Origin of the sequence: Undibacterium sp. TJN19, assembly GCF_049339485.1 — a bacterium.
GTDB lineage: Bacteria > Pseudomonadota > Gammaproteobacteria > Burkholderiales > Burkholderiaceae_D > Undibacterium.
In genome coordinates this window covers 109962-126206 of the sequence record NZ_JBMPPL010000002.1, presented here as the reverse complement: position 1 = coordinate 126206, position 16245 = coordinate 109962, and the positions used below count along the sequence as shown (strand labels likewise).

The window sequence follows — 16245 nt, the reverse complement described above, 5'->3', positions numbered from 1 at the left end:
CCGTTTTTCCCTGTGCTTTTGGCTTAATTACAGAGCCAGCGTAGTAAGATTTTTGCTATTGTTCTGTGCTTGATCTGTGACCTGGTATCTGTCTGGCGAGTCTTTTGGTTTTAAAATATTTTGAAGTGATAACGTCGTATAAGAAAGTTGCAATATGGGCTGGATAGAAATAGTGATCGAAGTGGCGCGGGAACATGCCGAAGCCTTGTCAGATGCCTTGATGGATGCGGGCGCATTGTCTGTTTCCGTCGAAGATGCCGATGAAGGCACGGATGCTGAAAAACCCTTGTTCGGCGAACCCGGCATGGAACCTGACGAAGCCGCCTGGGATCACAGCCGCGTCGTTGCGCTGGCTGATATCAATTGCGACCACGCTGCCCTGGTGGCAGAAGCTGCTGCCGCGATTGCGCTCACAACTGTACCAGCCTACACCACCCGTAACGTCGAAGAACAAGACTGGGTGCGCCTGACGCAATCCCAGTTTGCCCCTATCCATATCGGCAAGAATATCTGGGTCGTGCCCAGCTGGCATGACGCACCTGACGCCAATGCACTGATCCTCGAACTTGACCCCGGCCTGGCCTTTGGCACTGGCAGCCATCCGACGACCAAGCTATGCATGGAATGGCTGGAAGAACATGCGCCTAAGGATTTATCGGTGCTGGACTATGGTTGCGGTTCCGGTATCCTGGCGATGGTCGCCAGCAAACTGGGTGCGGCCAGGGTCATTGGTGTCGATATTGACCCGCAAGCCATAGAATCAGCCGGTTTCAATGCCGAACGTAATCAGTGCCAGATCGAATACGCCTTGCCAGAAACCTTTGGTAAAGCCCACCCCGCAACAGAAAAATTTGATGTCGTGGTGGCCAATATTCTGTCGAGCCCACTAAAACTGATGGCCCCGATGCTGGCTGGGCGCGTCGCCCCCGGCGGTGCACTGATTTTGTCAGGCGTACTCGCCAGGCAAGCCGACGAAGTGGCAGCAGCCTATGCGCCTTTCATCCAGCTCACAGTGTGGGCTGAACATGAAGGCTGGGTTGCCCTGTCAGGCAAACTGAGCGCCTGAGCAGACCATGGCACTGGCCACCCGCTGCCCCCACTGTCACACTGCCTTCAAGGTAGCCAATGACCAGTTGAAGCTGCATGCGGGTGTCGTGCGCTGTGGTGCCTGTCAACAAACTTTTAATGGTGTTGAACACCTGATTGCAGATGGGCAGCAAGCGGCAATATCACCTGCCGCAGTTATCGCCAGGGCCACAGCGCCTGCCAATTCTGCCCCCCTTGCTGCCACCCCGGCAGCGCAGGCAAGCCCTGCCGACAATACTATCGTTACGCCACAAAAGACTGCTGCGGTTGATTCATTTACCACGACAGCACCGGCAATTACACCAGCAGTAGCAGCAGAAAAATCTCCCGTTGCGACACCGGTTGCCAAACCGGAGATCCCAGCAACACCCAAGCCCCCGGAAACACCTGCCACCACCAAACCGGCCAGCAAGCCTGTTGCCGAAGCAATGCCTGCACCAGCCACAGTAACACCTGCCGCAGCTACTGCGACACCAAAACGCACCGAAGCTGCCAGCCTGCCTGCTGCCGACGTGCTGGCCGCCATCACCAGGGCAGAAAACGAAATTGAAGCAGAAAATGCCAACAGGCCCAAGCCTGCGGCATCTGCTACGCCCGTTGCACCGGCGACTCCAGCCTTATCCGCAACACCCGCCAAGGCACCCGTTCCAGCAACACCAGACCCGGTCACGCCACCTGTTGCAGCGCCAGGCGCAGTTGAAATACCAGCAGCCAAACCTGTCATGCCTGCCGCACCGGTCACATCATCCGCTCTCGACTTTGATCTGGGTGATGGCAGCTTCGGCGTCGCCGCAGAAGAGACAGAAATCAACGAAGCTGACCTGTCCCGTGTTGAACTGGAAACCCGCGCCGCCCTGATGGATCCGCCAACAGCAGACTGGTCCGTCAGTGAAGGCAAGGAAAATACCGAGCCGGTAGCCGATAGCCTGGCCCCGATTACCGCCACCAAGGTCTGGCGACATAAAGAAAACACTGAACCTGCCAGCGAACACGCGGCTGATGACCTGCATAAACCTGAGCCCTATATCGGCGCAGAAGAAGCTGCACTGGCCAACCAGGCTGCTGTCAGCGAAGATTCCAGCAGCGACGTTGTCAGCGACGAAGAAGACAGTGAATACACTATTCAGCGCCCTGGTTTTGTCATCGAAGCCGAGAAAAAACAGAAGCGTCGCCGCATTGCCAACATCATGCTCGGCCTGATGCTGCTATTGCTGCTGCCGCTGTTGCTGGCCCAGTCTGCCTACATCTTCCGCAGCCAGTTGGCCGCCTGGATGCCCGACAGCAAACCCTATCTGGTGCAAGCCTGCAAACTCTTGCAATGCCAGGTCAACCTGCCTGCCCAGATAGAAAAAATCACGGTCGAATCCAACGAACTACAAACCCTGGCACCGGACAGAAATGTCTTCATGCTGGTCATGCAAATCCAGAACCACAGTGATATCGTGCAAGCCTGGCCCAATGTCGAACTGGTGCTGAACGACGCCAAAGACAAGGCCGTACTGCAACGTGCTTTCACGCCAGCAGATTATCTGGCTGAAAAAGACAAGATCACCAAAGGCTTCGCGCCCAACAGTGATCAAAACATCAAACTGTATTTCGAACTGCCCAAGCTCAAGGCAGCGGGCTATCATGTGGGTGTGTTTTATCCTTGAGCTGCCAGTTGCAAGCCTGTCTGGTTCATTCGGGCAAAGGCAAGATTGGCTTAAGTTCACGACGGCTCAAAAATCCCGCACTCAATTTGACTCATTGCCATAAACCGTCGCTCCAGCACAGGCTGGAGGCTGAAGCCTGGAGTCGTTTGTCGATGACTGACAAAGATAAAAATTTCTATATGCACCTATCCTGAACTACAACGACGTGGCGACACACGAATGGAGTGAGCTTAGTAGATTATTTTTTGTTGCCGATCAAGGAAAGCCACCCAATTCCAGCCCGCGCTGGAGTGGCGAATTCAGGAAAATATCTGCAAAAAACTCAATATGTTTTACCTTACCTCATAGCAATTTCACGTGCAAGACCATTCATCGCCAGGCTGCACATTAGTTTCCTGACAAAAACGCAATACCTCATTTTAGTGAATTTCATCTAAAACCCGTCTTCTGCCGTATTTTCACACCCATCTCCAGAGTGCATATAAATGATTTAACACATTTATATCGCGCCTGCATCGTCACAAATTACCAACACATCCGCGTTTTGCTGCCTTTTTATGTTGCATAGCAACTTGCTAATCATGCGCCACAAACCTAGCCTGAGCCTGGTCAATTCAGGCAGATCAGGCAAAACCAGCGGCACGACGATGCGGCAATTTTGTGAAGGCATGCAGACCAGCTCACAGAAGCTGGCTTGCCTGGTTGACGCGGCTCCCGCCGGTTTTCATTTCAACGATAACAATGAAAGAGACAAAATGAAAAAAACCATGATGAAGCAGTTAATCTTTTTTGTAATTGCCCTGATGGCGCTACCCGCACCGTCCTGGGCTTCAGGCTATACGGAAACAAAATATCCCATCGTGCTGGTGCACGGCCTGTTCGGTTTCGATAACATCGGCCCGGTTGATTACTGGTACGGTATCCCTTCCGCTTTGCGCTCAGACGGCGCCAAAGTGTATGTCACCCAGGTGGCCGCTGCCAACAGCAGCGAAGTCCGGGGTGAACAGTTGCTGACCCAGGTCAAGCAAATCCTGGCGGTCACCGGTGCAACTAAAGTCAACCTGATCGGGCACAGCCACGGCGGGCCTACCATCCGTTATGTAGCGTCAGTCCGGCCTGATCTGGTTGCCTCCGCGACCTCTGTGGGCGGCGTGAATCGCGGTTCCAAGGTGGCGGATGTCTTGCTGGGTGTGGCGCCTGCGGGTTCGTTGTCAAATGCAGTGCTGGTGTCGGTCAGTAATGGCCTGGCCAGCATCATCAGCTTTTTGTCGGGCAAACCCAATCTGTCGCAAGATGCACTGGCTGCGGCCAATTCACTGAGCACCGCAGGCGCGGCAAAATTCAATGCCAAATATCCGGAAGGTGTACCTACCACCGCATGTGGTGAAGGTGCTTATCAGGCCAGAGGTGTCGCTTATTTTTCATGGAGTGGTGCCAAGCCTTACACCAATTTTCTTGATGTGATCGACCCGGCACTGGCACTGACTTCACTGGCTTTTGGCGACGAAAAAAATGACGGCCTGGTCGCCAGTTGTTCCAGCCATCTGGGCAAGGTCATTCGTGATGATTATGCGATGAACCATCTTGATGAAGTGAATCAGACCATCGGCCTCATCAATATTTTCGAGACCAATCCGGTGACGATTTACCGCCAGCATGCCAATCGCCTGAAAAACCAGGGCCTGTAAGCCATATCTGAAAATCAGACATGCTTACAACAAAGCAGCCTGGCTGGATTAATCTGTTATATGATTTATCTGCATCCAGCCAGGTTGCCAGCAGTGAAGCACAAAACTAAGGGAGCGGGGGTTTATGAAAACAGCCAATCTGACGTTTGCTGGCGCGACGAGCTTGTTCGTCGCGGTTTTTCTGACGTTTTATGCGATGCAACCTGATAGCCAGCCGGAAAGAATCAAGCTGCGCCCAGCCGAACACAGCTTCGATTTCGTGCGCTCGATGGAAGGCACGACCAGCGATGGCCAAATCAGTCAGGACAATGCGGGTGATTTGCAAATCAATGCAGAGTTACGCCTGATGTTTGATTATTACCTGGCCGCCACAGGTGAAAAAAAATTGCCTGAAATCCAGGCTGAAATTGAAAAAATGCTGGGCCTGAAACTCGGTGCCAAAGCAGCCAGCCAGGCTAAAGACTTACTGGGACGTTACCTGCAATACAAACAGGCTCTGTTTGCCATAGAAAGCAATGCGCAAAACATCAGCGCAGACAAAGCAGGCATGAGCGCCGCCGTGCGCCAGCGCTGGGCAGCCATGCAACAAGCGCGGTCACGCTATTTCAGCGACAGGGAAAACCAGGCGCTGTTTGGCTTTGATGATGCCTATGACAGCGATGCCCTGGCAAGACTGGAAATCAGTGAAAACACCAGCCTCAGTCCAGAACAAAAACTGGCCCAGATCAAGGCCCTGGATGATGCCATGCCAGCGGCATTGAAAGAAGAAAAAGCCGCACCTTACCAGGTTATACGCCTGGAAGAGCAGGCACAAAACCTGCGCGCCCAGGGTGCCAGTGACGACGACATCTACCGCATGCGCGCCGCCGCCACTTCACCAGAAGCCGCAACCCGCCTGGCCCAGCTCGACAAAGACGAAGCCAGCTGGAAAAGTCGCATTCAACAATACCTGGATCAGAAAAACCGCATGAGCACAGAAATGGCCATGCACACCGACATAGAAAAACAGGCCGCCCTGCAACTGGTGCGCAATCAGTATTTCAATGCCGATGAACAACGCAGGTTGCCAGCGTATGAGTGAAGCTTCGCAGTCAGCACTGACTTTATGCCAGTGAACTGTAGCGTGCAATGCATTGCACTCTACGAGCTGATTTTTGATCTGAATCTATTTTAATTTTCGTGATACCCAACACTGTACGCCATCTGGTAAAAGCTAACGTGATAGCACTGCTCACATGCAGCGCTATCGCCTGGGCGTCTGGCGGCACCGGAGAATACACACTCGATTGGCCAATACGCGGCGAGTTGCTGGCCTATCATTCCAGCGGTTGCGCAGATGCCTGCTGGGTCGCCGAAGTGCGCAAGAAATCAACCCGCCGCATCAGGGCGCGTTTGCGTTGTGATGGGGATCAACTGTATTTTTCAAGGCCAGGTAAAGGTGCGGAGCAACTATTGCCTGAGGGCTGTGCAAACTACAATGATAGTAACGACAAACCCCGGCTGATTGCAGGGAAGCTCATGACGCTGCTTGAGAATCAGAATGGTCAGGCTAAAAAATGATGGAAGACATAGTCAAGACGGCGAGTAGTGAGCCAGGCATTGCGCCGTTCAAGATTAACAAATATCAATGCTGGTTTTGTGCGCCAAGGCGAAAGAACTCGTTATCCCATGCGGATATGATGAGTATAAATATAGTCGGCAGGATTAATTGTTCATATTAATTTTAAAAAACTAAAAGCGAGAACTTGAATGAGCACTACTAGTCGAGAGCAAGTAATTCCTTTGGAAAATTCTACGAATCAAGAGAGAGAAAGGAGTGATTTCGATCGTTCTTGGATAGTCGGAAGTACACCTATTTTGATCAAAGATGAGTATCCTCAGGAAATTCAATATATGGAGGTAGGTCAGGAGATATTGTCTCGTTGCGAAAAAACTGGAAAAATAGAGTACCGAAAAGTAGTGAGCATATCAAGTTTGGAAGATGTTCCAACTTACTTGCTTTATTATAAAGGACATTTTTCGGATAATTCCAATAATTGGGATCTTAGATCCATCGAAGCAGTTGGCAGCTTGCCTCTCTTTGTCGTGGATAAGGGATGGACTGCATTAAAAAATTTGAAAACCAATGATTTGGTCACATCTTTCGATCTTACTGGTTTTGCACCAAATTCTTTTAAAGTGAAGTCCTTTGGTTGTTCAACGCAAACTGTTCTTGGTATAAAAGAAACGGGATTATTTAGAAGAGTCTATAACCTGGATATAGGAAGTTTTCATACTTATTTCATACGGGAGGAGAGCTTTTGGATTTCCGATAACGTAAATGTACTTGCGTTCAACGAGAGAGGCAATGATGACCTTACTTTGCCGTCGACTACAAAACTTAAAACAAAAATTGGTGGTTTTTTGTCAGATACTCTTATTCCTGTAAAAGGTGGAGATTTAAGTGAGCTGGAATTTATTCGGCCCGGTACGGAAGTTCTGTCGCGCAATGAAATAACAGGGGAATTAAGCTATCGGAAAGTACTGCGGCGTGTTTTGCACGAAAGTATGCCTGAATACGTACTTTCATATAAATATCCACACGCGCGGCTAGATATCGTTTTCATCACACCTGGACAGGAGTTTCTGGTAAAAGGGCGAGGTTGGACTGCGGCTGAACATATCAATCGTGGAGATGTTATCGAAACTAGTGACGGCATTAACGCAACTGTCATTGCTAATAAAAAAGAAGAAGCTGACCAACGTGACTATTTTAATTATTACTCTCTAGAAATTGAAGGTGGAGGCTGTCATTTTGTCTACGAAGGGCTTTGCGCGCGTGGATTCTAATCAGTGCTTTTGCCTTGTTGCATACGGCCAAGATAAATATAGCTTGCCGCAATAAAAGTCAAAACGGTGCAATGCATTGCGCCCTGCGGGCCAAATTGCACATGAAATTAATTGGCACCAAGATACGAAAAATACTTGAGCTTAGGATTTTTTCATTCGATATGCTCAAATTAATTTCAGAATCCGGCCCTCTCAGACCAACTGGCGCGTAAGAAATCGACCATGTGCCATTAACTACATCCATCTTATTATCCCACTGCGAATAGTAGCCAAAAGAAACGTGCACCAATTCGTATTTGGACATATTGACATGCTTTTCTTTCGTCAAATAATTCCGGGCTACGGCAATGACTTCACTTGGTTTTAAAACGGGTACGCGCAGATCGATTTTTTCAGGAGTGATCGATTCAGATGCAGCCGCCATATTGATGGCGAAAAATGACGCGAGAAATAGACTGCCAATAAAAGATTTCATCTAAATTTTCATTGATATCGCAAAGGCATTTTGAAGACAGAGACGACAAAAAAAGAGTAAGAATAGCGTATTCATTATTCCAGATTTGTGCAAGTGCGTAGGGTGCAATGCATTGCACCGCTTTGCGTCTTTTGAAATAGCGGGAGTTGAACGCTAACGCGCCTTGATCAAGCCAGACTGATTTCTTCTTCTGGCTCTTCTTGCGGCTGGTCTTCCAGCGCTTCCATCAGGGCACGGTCGACGACTTTGTCCAGCACCAGGATTTTGGCGCGTTTTTCGCGGAAGATTTGTTCGAGCTCTTCAGCGGGGACCGAGAAAGTCTTGTCTTTTTGGCCGGTAGTGAAGATGTACAAACTACGCATGGGGCTGACCCAGGCCAGTTTGACTTTGTTGACACCACCAGCTTTTTTGGTAAATTCCAGCCAGACACCGCGTTCAAGTTGCGTGACGGTATCGACGTGTTCGTCAGCTGGCGGTGGTGCTTCCTCTTCGGTCTTGCTTTCTGCTTCAGCGCGTTTTGCCAGGCGGCGTTCGGCAGCTTGTTGGGCGACTTCGACAGCAATTTCAAGCTGGCGTTCTGGCGACAGATCAAGCGGGGCGCGCACGATGGACGCATGGCATTCTGCCAGTTCTGCAAAGAACTGTACGCGGTCGGCGTCTTCCCATTTAATCAGGCTCAACCATTTATTCAGGCGTGCCAGAATTGCGGGCAGGCGGTTCAACAGTTCTTGTCGTTGTTGCAGGGTGATCTTGGGCTTGACGCTCCAGATCAGATCGTCCATGGTTTTGATGGCGTCTTCAACAGCATAAGGTTTTTCTTCCTTGACGCTGTAGGCCAGGGTCAACACCTTGGTCCAGCGATTTTCGAGGAAGGATTCCACAAAGGCGACCACTTCGCCGGTACCTACGCGTAAAGCGACCTCATGGGTGGCCGCGATATTGGCCTGTTTGACTTTTTCTTTTTTCAGCGCCGTGTTGATGGGCACTTGCAGTGCTTCAGCAGCTTCTTTTTCTTCTTTCTGAATGAAGGACTCAAGATCATTGACCACTTCTTCGAAGAGGGCAATTTCCTGGTCGAACTCTTGCTGCACGCGATGTACATTGCGCTGCATGGTCTGGAACAGGGGATCTTGCTGACCCTTTTTCTGATCCCATGCCAGGCTGTAGCGTGACAATAGTTCGATCAGGCGACGGGCTGGATGGTTTTCCTGGAAGAAGAATTCCTTGTCCATCAGTGCCGCTTTGAGCACTGGTATCTGCAAAACAGAAATCAGTTCCTTGATCGGTGCAGGAATGGCCTGGTTGCGGAAAACACTGTCAAACACTTGTGACATCAGGTCCAGGGTATTTTTCTCTACACCTGTGCCTGCCAACTCTGGCATTTGTTCACGCATTTGCGACAGGCGCAGCACATCTTGCGCACCTGCCACCAGTTGTTGCAGTTTGACGCTCTTTTGCAGGTCAGCCAGTTTCTGGAAGAGCTGGGTACGTGCCACTTCCTGATGTTCACCGCCCTGGCTAAAGCCGCCTGCCGTAGGCATGGCACCACCAGACATGCCGGCATTCATACCGCCGTGGCCACTGCCACCAAACTGGCCTTGGCCCTGAGCATTGCCGCCTTCACCACCCTGAGCAAAACCACCGCCCTGGCTGTACTGACCGCTGACATCATTGGCCGCGTCGAAATGACCGACGCTATAACTGCCACCACCAAAATGACCACCGCCGCCAGCGTGTGCGCCACCTTGGCCGTTACCGCCCTGCCCCATCTGGTTGCCGTTAGACAGGAAGTTTCTTAATTTCTGCGAAACCTCGCCAGCGGCAGCAACCGGGTCTTTGCGTCGTTCAGTGGAATTGCGGTTACGGCGTATACGGAAGGATTCGTGCAAATCAGGCAGAATGCCTTTGACGATCAGTGCTTCATTCAGGGTATTTAAGAATGGCTCCAGATCAAACAGGATTTCAGCACGCAGCAAAGGTAAAACCAGTTCGTGCGTGCAAACTTCCGGGTCGAATTCACACCATGCTGCATACACAGTATGCAGAATCATTTCGGGACGGAAAGGATTTTGCGCAATGCTGAGGGCTTCATGATCCATCAAATGGGCAAAGCGCATGTTGAGTGCAGCATATTGCTCAGCGTTGTCTAGTTCGAGCGTACGGCTGGCGCGGCTTAAGGCCAGCTTTTTGTCCATTTCTTCATACGTCACCAGGCTTAGTGCAATATCAACTGGTGAAGCCAGCACCTTGACGCCTTGTAACAAGGCGTCGATTTCCTTTCGGAAAGCGGTTTCAAAACCAGCAGAGGCAATGTAATAGAAAGCGTATGAATTTTTTTTCAGCAGCTGGCCGGCATTAAAGCTGAGATTGGCTTCGCGGGCATCCATGCTTTGCTCTGACAGAGCCAGGAAAGCATTCGACAGTCGGGCAGAAAAGGCATCAAGCTGGGAAACAACCAGATGACTCGCCAGGGGAATCAGGCCGCGCAATACCTCGTCGCGCGACTGCAAGGCAGTAGCACCGGGTTTGGTTTGGTTGGCAGGAGTCGACATGGCTGCAATAAAATCAAGGTTATTTTGCTAATACTGTATGTAAAAACAAGAAAAGCCGGGAATTGGCTGCCAAAGGCAGGTTTCCCAGCATGTTTTGCAAACTGAAGCGCGGCGTATATTCAGCACAGCAACTTCAATTGATTGCGAAAAATCTATTATTCCCAGGCAATTTATGCACCAGTTTGGTGATTAAATCTTCATCACCCAACTGCTCAGGAATTAATCAAACCAGGTACTACAACTATATACCTTTAATTTCCACGTGGAAATGTTTGAAACGCAATTGTGAGGCTTTTTTACGTGACAATCTGAAGTATAAATCAAGCTTGCTTATAAAAAACTTTCCCATTTGAAAATACCTCCTAATTTTGGCTTATCAGGATGGCATCCAATGGCATTAAACTGATTCTTTTGCGCGGTTTGCTCTAAAATAACAGGTTGAACCAATTTCACGCTACCTCAGTTACATTTGAACGCATTTTCGTTACATTTGGCTGTCGGCTTTCGTGTAGAGCTTGGCGATTAATACTGTAACGGCGTTTCCCAAACAAAACTTTATGACAAAAAAACAAGTATCTGAAAATGATTCGGCAGTGCCTGTAAAGGCCGGGCTGTCATTCGAAGCTGCCATGGCCGAACTGACTGCTCTGGTGGCCAGCATGGAAGCAGGAGAACTACCACTGGAAGCATCAGTAAGCGCCTACCAACGTGGTTCAGAACTGATCAAATATTGCGCTGCCCAGTTAGATAAGGTGGAACAGCAAGTCAAGGTACTGGAAGCAGGCATGCTGAAACCCTTTGCCTCAGATAATGGCGACGGTGCAGTATGAACAACGCAATCAACGCAGATAACATGGATTTCAAGTCATGGATGAAGCAATGCCAAGCGCTTTGCGAAAATGACTTGTCTCATTTCTTGCCTGCCACCACCACCGTGCCTGGCAAACTGCATGACGCCATGCGCTACGCAGCACTGGATGGTGGCAAGCGTGTGCGGCCCTTATTAGTATATGCAGCAGGCCAGTTATTTGACGCCCCCGCAGATTTATTAAGCCGCGCCGCCGCGGCCATAGAAATGATCCATGCCTATTCACTGGTGCATGATGACATGCCCTGCATGGATGACGACGCCCTGCGCCGTGGCAAACCCACAGTACACGTCAAATATGATGAAGCCACTGCTTTATTGGTAGGTGACGCCTTGCAGGCGCAAGCCTTTCTGATCTTGTCGGAAGGCGATGTCAGTGCTGCCGGTCAGGCTGCAACCCGGCTGATGATGCTGCAATTGCTGGCACGCGCTGCTGGTTCTGTCGGCATGTGTGGTGGCCAGGCCATTGACCTCGATAGTGTAGGCGTGGCATTAAACCGTGAACAGCTGGAGCAGATGCACAGGCTGAAAACCGGTGCCTTGCTGCGCGCTGCGGTATTATTGGGCGCCATGAGCGGCAAAACTCTGAACACGGACGAAAGCGCGGCACTGGATCAATACGCCGCTGCCATAGGCCTGGCTTTTCAGGTGGTGGATGATGTGCTTGATGCGACTGCCGATTCAGCAACGCTGGGCAAGACTGCGGGCAAAGATGCGGCAGACAACAAGCCGACCTTTGTCAGCCTCATGGGTCTGGACGCATCCAGACAACTGGCACGACAATTGTGCCATGATGCGCATGCCGCCTTGCAAGGTTTTGGCGACAAGGCACAACGTTTGCACGAGCTGGCGGATCTGATCGTTGAGCGCCAGGCTTGAACGAAATATAGAGATAAAAGCGCAATACAAGAATGCGATAGCCACCTGGGTCTGAAGTCAGGGCAGCTTAGCCAAGTACTGAAAAAGAATAATGACGACACTACTAAACACCATCAATTCCCCCGCTGACCTGCGCAGCATGACGCGTAGCCAGTTGAAACCGCTGGCAGACGAGCTGCGTCAGTATGTGCTCGATTCTGTTTCCAAGACCGGCGGCCATCTGTCGTCCAACCTGGGCACGGTGGAATTGACCATCGCCCTGCACTACGTCTTCAATACGCCTGAAGACAGGCTGGTATGGGATGTTGGCCACCAGACCTATCCGCATAAAATTTTGACAGGCCGCCGCGACCAGATGCATAGCCTGCGCCAGTTAAATGGCATATCCGGCTTCCCGCGTCGTGTGGAAAGTGAGTACGATACCTTTGGTACGGCGCATTCCTCCACGTCTATCTCTGCCGCGCTGGGCATGGCTGTTGCCGCCCGCACCAAAGGTGAAGACCGGCATGCCGTTGCAATCATTGGTGATGGCTCAATGACGGCAGGTATGGCTTTTGAAGCCATGAACAATGCAGGCGTGAATGAAGACATCAACCTGCTGGTCGTGCTTAATGATAACGATATGTCGATCTCGCCACCCGTCGGCGCGTTGAACCGTTATCTCGCTCGCCTGATGTCGGGCAAGTTTTATGCAGCCGCACGCAATGTTGGTAAATCAGTCTTGCCATCGCCCGTACTGGAACTGGCCAAGCGATTTGAAGAGCATGCGAAAGGCATGATCGTACCGGCCACCATGTTTGAAGAATTCGGTTTCAATTACATCGGCCCTATCGATGGCCATGATCTCGATTCGCTGATACCGACACTGCAAAATATCAAGAACCTCAAAGGCCCGCAATTTTTGCACGTGGTCACCAAAAAGGGCCAGGGTTACAAACTGGCTGAAGCTGACCCGGTCTTGTACCACGGCCCAGGCAAATTCAACCCCGCTGAAGGCATCAAGCCAGCTGTGGTGCCGGCCAAACAAAGCTATACACAAGTGTTTGGCCAATGGTTGTGCGACATGGCAGCTGCTGATGACAAACTGGTCGGCATTACCCCTGCCATGCGCGAAGGTTCAGGCATGGTGGAGTTTGAAAAACAATTTCCCAAACGCTATTACGATGTCGGCATCGCTGAACAGCATTCAGTCACCTTTGCCGGTGGCCTGGCTTGCGAAGGCCTGAAGCCTGTCGTCGCCATCTATTCCACCTTTTTGCAACGTGCTTACGATCAACTGATACACGACGTTGCCCTGCAAAACCTGGATGTCACTTTTGCGCTGGACCGCGCTGGCCTGGTCGGTGCTGACGGCGCCACCCATGCTGGTAACTACGACCTCGCTTATCTGCGCTGCATCCCCAATATGGTCGTCATGGCCGCCTCGGATGAAAACGAATGCCGCCAGATGTTAAGCACAGCCTATCGTTACCCTGGCCCCGCCGCCGTGCGCTACCCGCGCGGCGCAGGCATAGGTGCTGCGATGGAAAAAGAACTGACCACCATCCCGCTGGGCAAAGGCGAAGTCAAACGCCAGGGCAAGCGCATTGCCATACTGGCTTTTGGTTCCCTGGTACCCCCAGCCCTGCAAGCCGCAGAAAAACTCGATGCCACGCTAGCCAATATGCGCTTCATCAAGCCGCTGGATGCAGACCTCGTTGCATCTCTGGCCGCCAGCCATGATGTACTGGTAACCGTAGAAGAAGGCTGCACCATGGGCGGTGCAGGTTCTGCCGTGGCCGAAGCACTGGCCGCCGCAGGCATCTGCAAACCCCTGTTGATCCTGGGTTTGCCCGACAAATTCGTCGATCACGGCGACCCTGCCGTCCTATTAGCGCTATGCGGGCTGGATGCAGTGGGAATAGAAAAATCGATTCGTGCCCGGTTTGATGCCTGAAGACGAAAGTCTCACTACAGCAGCGCAGAGAAAGCGGAGATTGAAGGTGCAATGCCATTGCACCGCCTGATGCTTGCGAGATAAAAGATGCGATTTATAAAATCGTATTCGCATTTCCTGCCCATGTATTTTGTCCACCCTTTTTGTCCACCTAACTATACCGTTGCCATAGCTTGACCACACAATCGCTGCGTATCACCTTGACAGCAGCAACCTAAGAAATGGCAACGCGCTTGCAATCGCATCATGCTCAAGCGCATGTAAAGGAATCGAAATATAAAGCTTGATAGAGCTTTATATTTCAAGCTTTGTACGTGGTCTGCCAACAAGCGCCAGCCCGGGTTTTCAAAATGCGCAATTTCAGTTAGTGTTGCACTGTCAGTCGCATCGCTGGCTTGGGCAGTGCTGACAAAATACACGCTGGTTATAGCTACGATGGCTACCATGCCAGATTTGATCTTCATATACGCAGCTTCATTTGCTTGACGTTTGCGTATTTGCTTCACTGAAAAAACCCCCCTGACCTTTATCACTGATATGGCCACTTGAATGGAGGATGTAGATGAATGCCACTGAGATTCGCGCTTTGATAGACCGCTACATAGACGCTTACAACCGCAAGGATATTGCAGCGATGCTGCTGGCTGTGCATGCTGATGTCGAGTTCAACAATATCTCAAACGGTGTCGTCAATGCGCACACCGCTGGTGTTGCTGAATTGAAGGCGCTGGCAGAACAATCGGTTTCACTATTCAGCGAAAGACATCAGGACCTCGTCGCTTTCGACAGCACCGAAAGCAGCGCGGCAGCAAGCATCAAGTTTCGCGCCATGGTGGCCAATGATCTGCCCAATGGCCTGAAAAAAGGACAGGTGCTGGACATGGAAGGCCGTTCAGAATTTGAATTTCGCGATGGCCTGATTTCAAAAATAAACGATATCAGCTAAATCGACTAAGCCTGCTCGATTTCGCCATGTATTCAGCGGGCGTGCTACACCCGACGCAGGAAGTAATGAGTTACATTACCTTCATGCCCAACCACAGCACACATGAATTTGAAGATCCCTATTCTGCACGCTGCCATGTGCGCAAGTGACAATGCAATTACGCACATGGGTTACCACTATGACAGCACCAATTATTCACTCTGGAAACTGATCAAGGTTCTGTGGCTCCACCATCACCAAGCCATTGTGTGCTGCGCGAAATTTGGATGACATTTCATACGCCGCCTTGCGCACACGCATGATAGACCCTATCGGACGATGGGCAGTAATGCCATGCCAGGGGCTGAACGACATATTATCGTCAACTACCTTTGCCCGCCCCTCACTCCATGCGATTTGCGGTTGTGCCACGATACGTGCAACTGGCAGATAAGGACTGAGGTCTTCAGGCCAGGGGACCGAAGCGTCTTCGATGGGCATGCGTGTCAGGTCAGTACAAAGTTGCACGCGCACTTCCCATTCGGCGACATTGGTTTTGAAAAAATCGATGACGGCTTCACGCAGACCATTGGGTTTGCCGTTGACGTTGAGGCTTGCACCTGCGAGTTCTGTCAAATTAGGCGAAACCGGCACGATGCAGATTTTTGCCATGTAAGGGCCAAACAAGATTGGCGTCTTGCTGAAGAAAGTCTCACCCAGGATATGGGTCTCAGGGTGGCCACCCAGACTGATTACGGTTGCACTTTCACCACCGAAGGCTTCAATCACTTTTTCTGTGCCGCGCAATACGGCAGACAGGGCTTTTTTCAAACCAGGCGCCTTGTTCGTGGTTGGGGCTAGCAATTTCAAACCCTTCAGAAAATCCTTCGCACCCGCATTGGAAAATGCCGGGCCGCCGTTGACGAGGACGAAGTCTTGCGTGACATCACCTGCGCTGCCATCCAGACGTTCGCCCTCGACACCGACAACCTTAACCGCCATGCCCCGCGGTGTTGATACGCTGTCATCAAGCATATCGCCAGGTATGGTGGACAAACGCATGACAAGGGGATAGGTAGCTGGCTTGGCAAACAAACCATACGACAATATGGGCGGCAAATTATCCAGCACGCGCAATTCACCGCGTAAAAGGCCGTGGCTTTTTGCATGCACGCTACGCGTGGCGTGGCCCGAATCCTTGAGCGTGACTTCAGATATATGCTTTAGCGACTGCAATAATTCTGCCTGAATTTCTGCCTCATCTTCTTCAGGCACTTCAAAGGCAGGCTCGTAAATTAATGGCAATATGCCGGCATTGCTGGTTGGGCTCATGACAATTCCTTAAAGAGGATGGC

Annotated in this window: 15 protein-coding genes; 11 read left to right on the top strand and 4 right to left on the bottom strand. The window is 51.0% G+C overall.

Annotated elements, in window-relative coordinates; all coding sequences use genetic code 11:
* The first annotated feature begins 154 nt into the window (after positions 1 to 154).
* From prmA to ACO0LH_RS08730, 7 genes are all read left to right on the top strand, one after another.
* Entirely contained in the window at positions 155 to 1066 is a 912-nt protein-coding gene (gene prmA / locus ACO0LH_RS08760; RefSeq protein ID WP_422940692.1) for a 50S ribosomal protein L11 methyltransferase, read from the top strand.
* 7 nt (positions 1067 to 1073) lie between these two features.
* Positions 1074 to 2738 (top strand): DUF3426 domain-containing protein, encoded by a 1665-nt coding sequence (locus ACO0LH_RS08755; protein WP_422940691.1) that lies wholly within the window; start codon positions 1074 to 1076, stop codon positions 2736 to 2738.
* A gap of 224 nt (positions 2739 to 2962) precedes the next feature.
* Positions 2963 to 3175: a hypothetical protein gene (locus ACO0LH_RS08750; protein ID WP_422940690.1), complete on the top strand. Its 213-nt coding sequence runs from the start codon at positions 2963 to 2965 to the stop codon at positions 3173 to 3175.
* A 318-nt stretch (positions 3176 to 3493) separates the two neighbouring features.
* A complete protein-coding gene (locus ACO0LH_RS08745) occupies positions 3494 to 4426 on the top strand; it encodes a lipase family alpha/beta hydrolase (RefSeq protein WP_422941163.1) in 933 nt (310 codons plus the stop codon).
* A 124-nt stretch (positions 4427 to 4550) separates the two neighbouring features.
* Positions 4551 to 5507, top strand: a complete 957-nt coding sequence (locus ACO0LH_RS08740) for a lipase secretion chaperone (protein ID WP_422940689.1) — start codon at positions 4551 to 4553, stop codon at positions 5505 to 5507.
* A gap of 98 nt (positions 5508 to 5605) precedes the next feature.
* Entirely contained in the window at positions 5606 to 5986 is a 381-nt protein-coding gene (locus tag ACO0LH_RS08735; protein WP_422940688.1) for a hypothetical protein, read from the top strand.
* A gap of 189 nt (positions 5987 to 6175) precedes the next feature.
* Positions 6176 to 7255, top strand: a complete 1080-nt coding sequence (locus tag ACO0LH_RS08730; protein ID WP_422940687.1) for a hypothetical protein — start codon at positions 6176 to 6178, stop codon at positions 7253 to 7255.
* A 58-nt stretch (positions 7256 to 7313) separates the two neighbouring features.
* Here the strand turns inward: ACO0LH_RS08730 and ACO0LH_RS08725 are convergent, their stop codons facing one another.
* Together ACO0LH_RS08725 and ACO0LH_RS08720 are read right to left on the bottom strand one after the other, a co-directional pair.
* The gene (locus ACO0LH_RS08725; protein WP_422940686.1) at positions 7314 to 7730 is read right to left on the bottom strand and encodes a hypothetical protein; all 417 of its coding nucleotides are present in this window, start codon (positions 7728 to 7730) and stop codon (positions 7314 to 7316) included.
* A gap of 167 nt (positions 7731 to 7897) precedes the next feature.
* Positions 7898 to 10282 (bottom strand): DUF1631 family protein, encoded by a 2385-nt coding sequence (locus ACO0LH_RS08720; RefSeq protein ID WP_422940685.1) that lies wholly within the window; start codon positions 10280 to 10282, stop codon positions 7898 to 7900.
* A 557-nt stretch (positions 10283 to 10839) separates the two neighbouring features.
* Between ACO0LH_RS08720 and ACO0LH_RS08715 the strand changes: the two genes are divergently transcribed.
* From ACO0LH_RS08715 to dxs, 3 genes are all read left to right on the top strand, one after another.
* Positions 10840 to 11112, top strand: a complete 273-nt coding sequence (locus tag ACO0LH_RS08715; protein WP_422940684.1) for an exodeoxyribonuclease VII small subunit — start codon at positions 10840 to 10842, stop codon at positions 11110 to 11112.
* Positions 11109 to 12029: a polyprenyl synthetase family protein gene (locus ACO0LH_RS08710; protein WP_422940683.1), complete on the top strand. Its 921-nt coding sequence runs from the start codon at positions 11109 to 11111 to the stop codon at positions 12027 to 12029. Before ACO0LH_RS08715 ends, ACO0LH_RS08710 begins: the two co-directional genes overlap by 4 nt.
* Positions 12030 to 12120: 91 nt before the next feature.
* Positions 12121 to 13965: a 1-deoxy-D-xylulose-5-phosphate synthase gene (gene dxs / locus ACO0LH_RS08705; protein WP_422940682.1), complete on the top strand. Its 1845-nt coding sequence runs from the start codon at positions 12121 to 12123 to the stop codon at positions 13963 to 13965.
* Between the two features lie 155 nt (positions 13966 to 14120).
* Here the strand turns inward: dxs and ACO0LH_RS08700 are convergent, their stop codons facing one another.
* Positions 14121 to 14429, bottom strand: a complete 309-nt coding sequence (locus ACO0LH_RS08700) for a hypothetical protein (protein ID WP_422940681.1) — start codon at positions 14427 to 14429, stop codon at positions 14121 to 14123.
* A gap of 98 nt (positions 14430 to 14527) precedes the next feature.
* Between ACO0LH_RS08700 and ACO0LH_RS08695 the strand changes: the two genes are divergently transcribed.
* Positions 14528 to 14911 carry a nuclear transport factor 2 family protein gene (locus ACO0LH_RS08695; RefSeq protein ID WP_422940680.1) on the top strand — a complete coding sequence of 128 codons (384 nt, stop codon included), beginning with the start codon at positions 14528 to 14530 and terminating at the stop codon, positions 14909 to 14911.
* A 195-nt stretch (positions 14912 to 15106) separates the two neighbouring features.
* On the opposite strand, the gene ACO0LH_RS08690 is transcribed toward ACO0LH_RS08695, so the two are convergent.
* Positions 15107 to 16222 carry a catalase family protein gene (locus tag ACO0LH_RS08690; RefSeq protein ID WP_422940679.1) on the bottom strand — a complete coding sequence of 372 codons (1116 nt, stop codon included), beginning with the start codon at positions 16220 to 16222 and terminating at the stop codon, positions 15107 to 15109.
* Between the last annotated feature and the right edge of the window lie 23 nt (positions 16223 to 16245).

Coding starts and splice junctions, on each gene's coding strand:
- ACO0LH_RS08690 (WP_422940679.1), bottom strand. CDS start 16,222: ATGAGCCCAACCAGCAATGCCGGCATATTGCCATTAATTTACGAGCCT.
- ACO0LH_RS08725 (WP_422940686.1), bottom strand. CDS start 7,730: ATGAAATCTTTTATTGGCAGTCTATTTCTCGCGTCATTTTTCGCCATC.
- ACO0LH_RS08745 (WP_422941163.1), top strand. CDS start 3,494: ATGAAAAAAACCATGATGAAGCAGTTAATCTTTTTTGTAATTGCCCTG.
- ACO0LH_RS08715 (WP_422940684.1), top strand. CDS start 10,840: ATGACAAAAAAACAAGTATCTGAAAATGATTCGGCAGTGCCTGTAAAG.
- ACO0LH_RS08755 (WP_422940691.1), top strand. CDS start 1,074: ATGGCACTGGCCACCCGCTGCCCCCACTGTCACACTGCCTTCAAGGTA.
- ACO0LH_RS08740 (WP_422940689.1), top strand. CDS start 4,551: ATGAAAACAGCCAATCTGACGTTTGCTGGCGCGACGAGCTTGTTCGTC.
- ACO0LH_RS08730 (WP_422940687.1), top strand. CDS start 6,176: ATGAGCACTACTAGTCGAGAGCAAGTAATTCCTTTGGAAAATTCTACG.
- ACO0LH_RS08710 (WP_422940683.1), top strand. CDS start 11,109: ATGAACAACGCAATCAACGCAGATAACATGGATTTCAAGTCATGGATG.
- dxs (WP_422940682.1), top strand. CDS start 12,121: ATGACGACACTACTAAACACCATCAATTCCCCCGCTGACCTGCGCAGC.
- ACO0LH_RS08720 (WP_422940685.1), bottom strand. CDS start 10,282: ATGTCGACTCCTGCCAACCAAACCAAACCCGGTGCTACTGCCTTGCAG.
- ACO0LH_RS08695 (WP_422940680.1), top strand. CDS start 14,528: ATGAATGCCACTGAGATTCGCGCTTTGATAGACCGCTACATAGACGCT.
- ACO0LH_RS08700 (WP_422940681.1), bottom strand. CDS start 14,429: ATGAAGATCAAATCTGGCATGGTAGCCATCGTAGCTATAACCAGCGTG.
- prmA (WP_422940692.1), top strand. CDS start 155: ATGGGCTGGATAGAAATAGTGATCGAAGTGGCGCGGGAACATGCCGAA.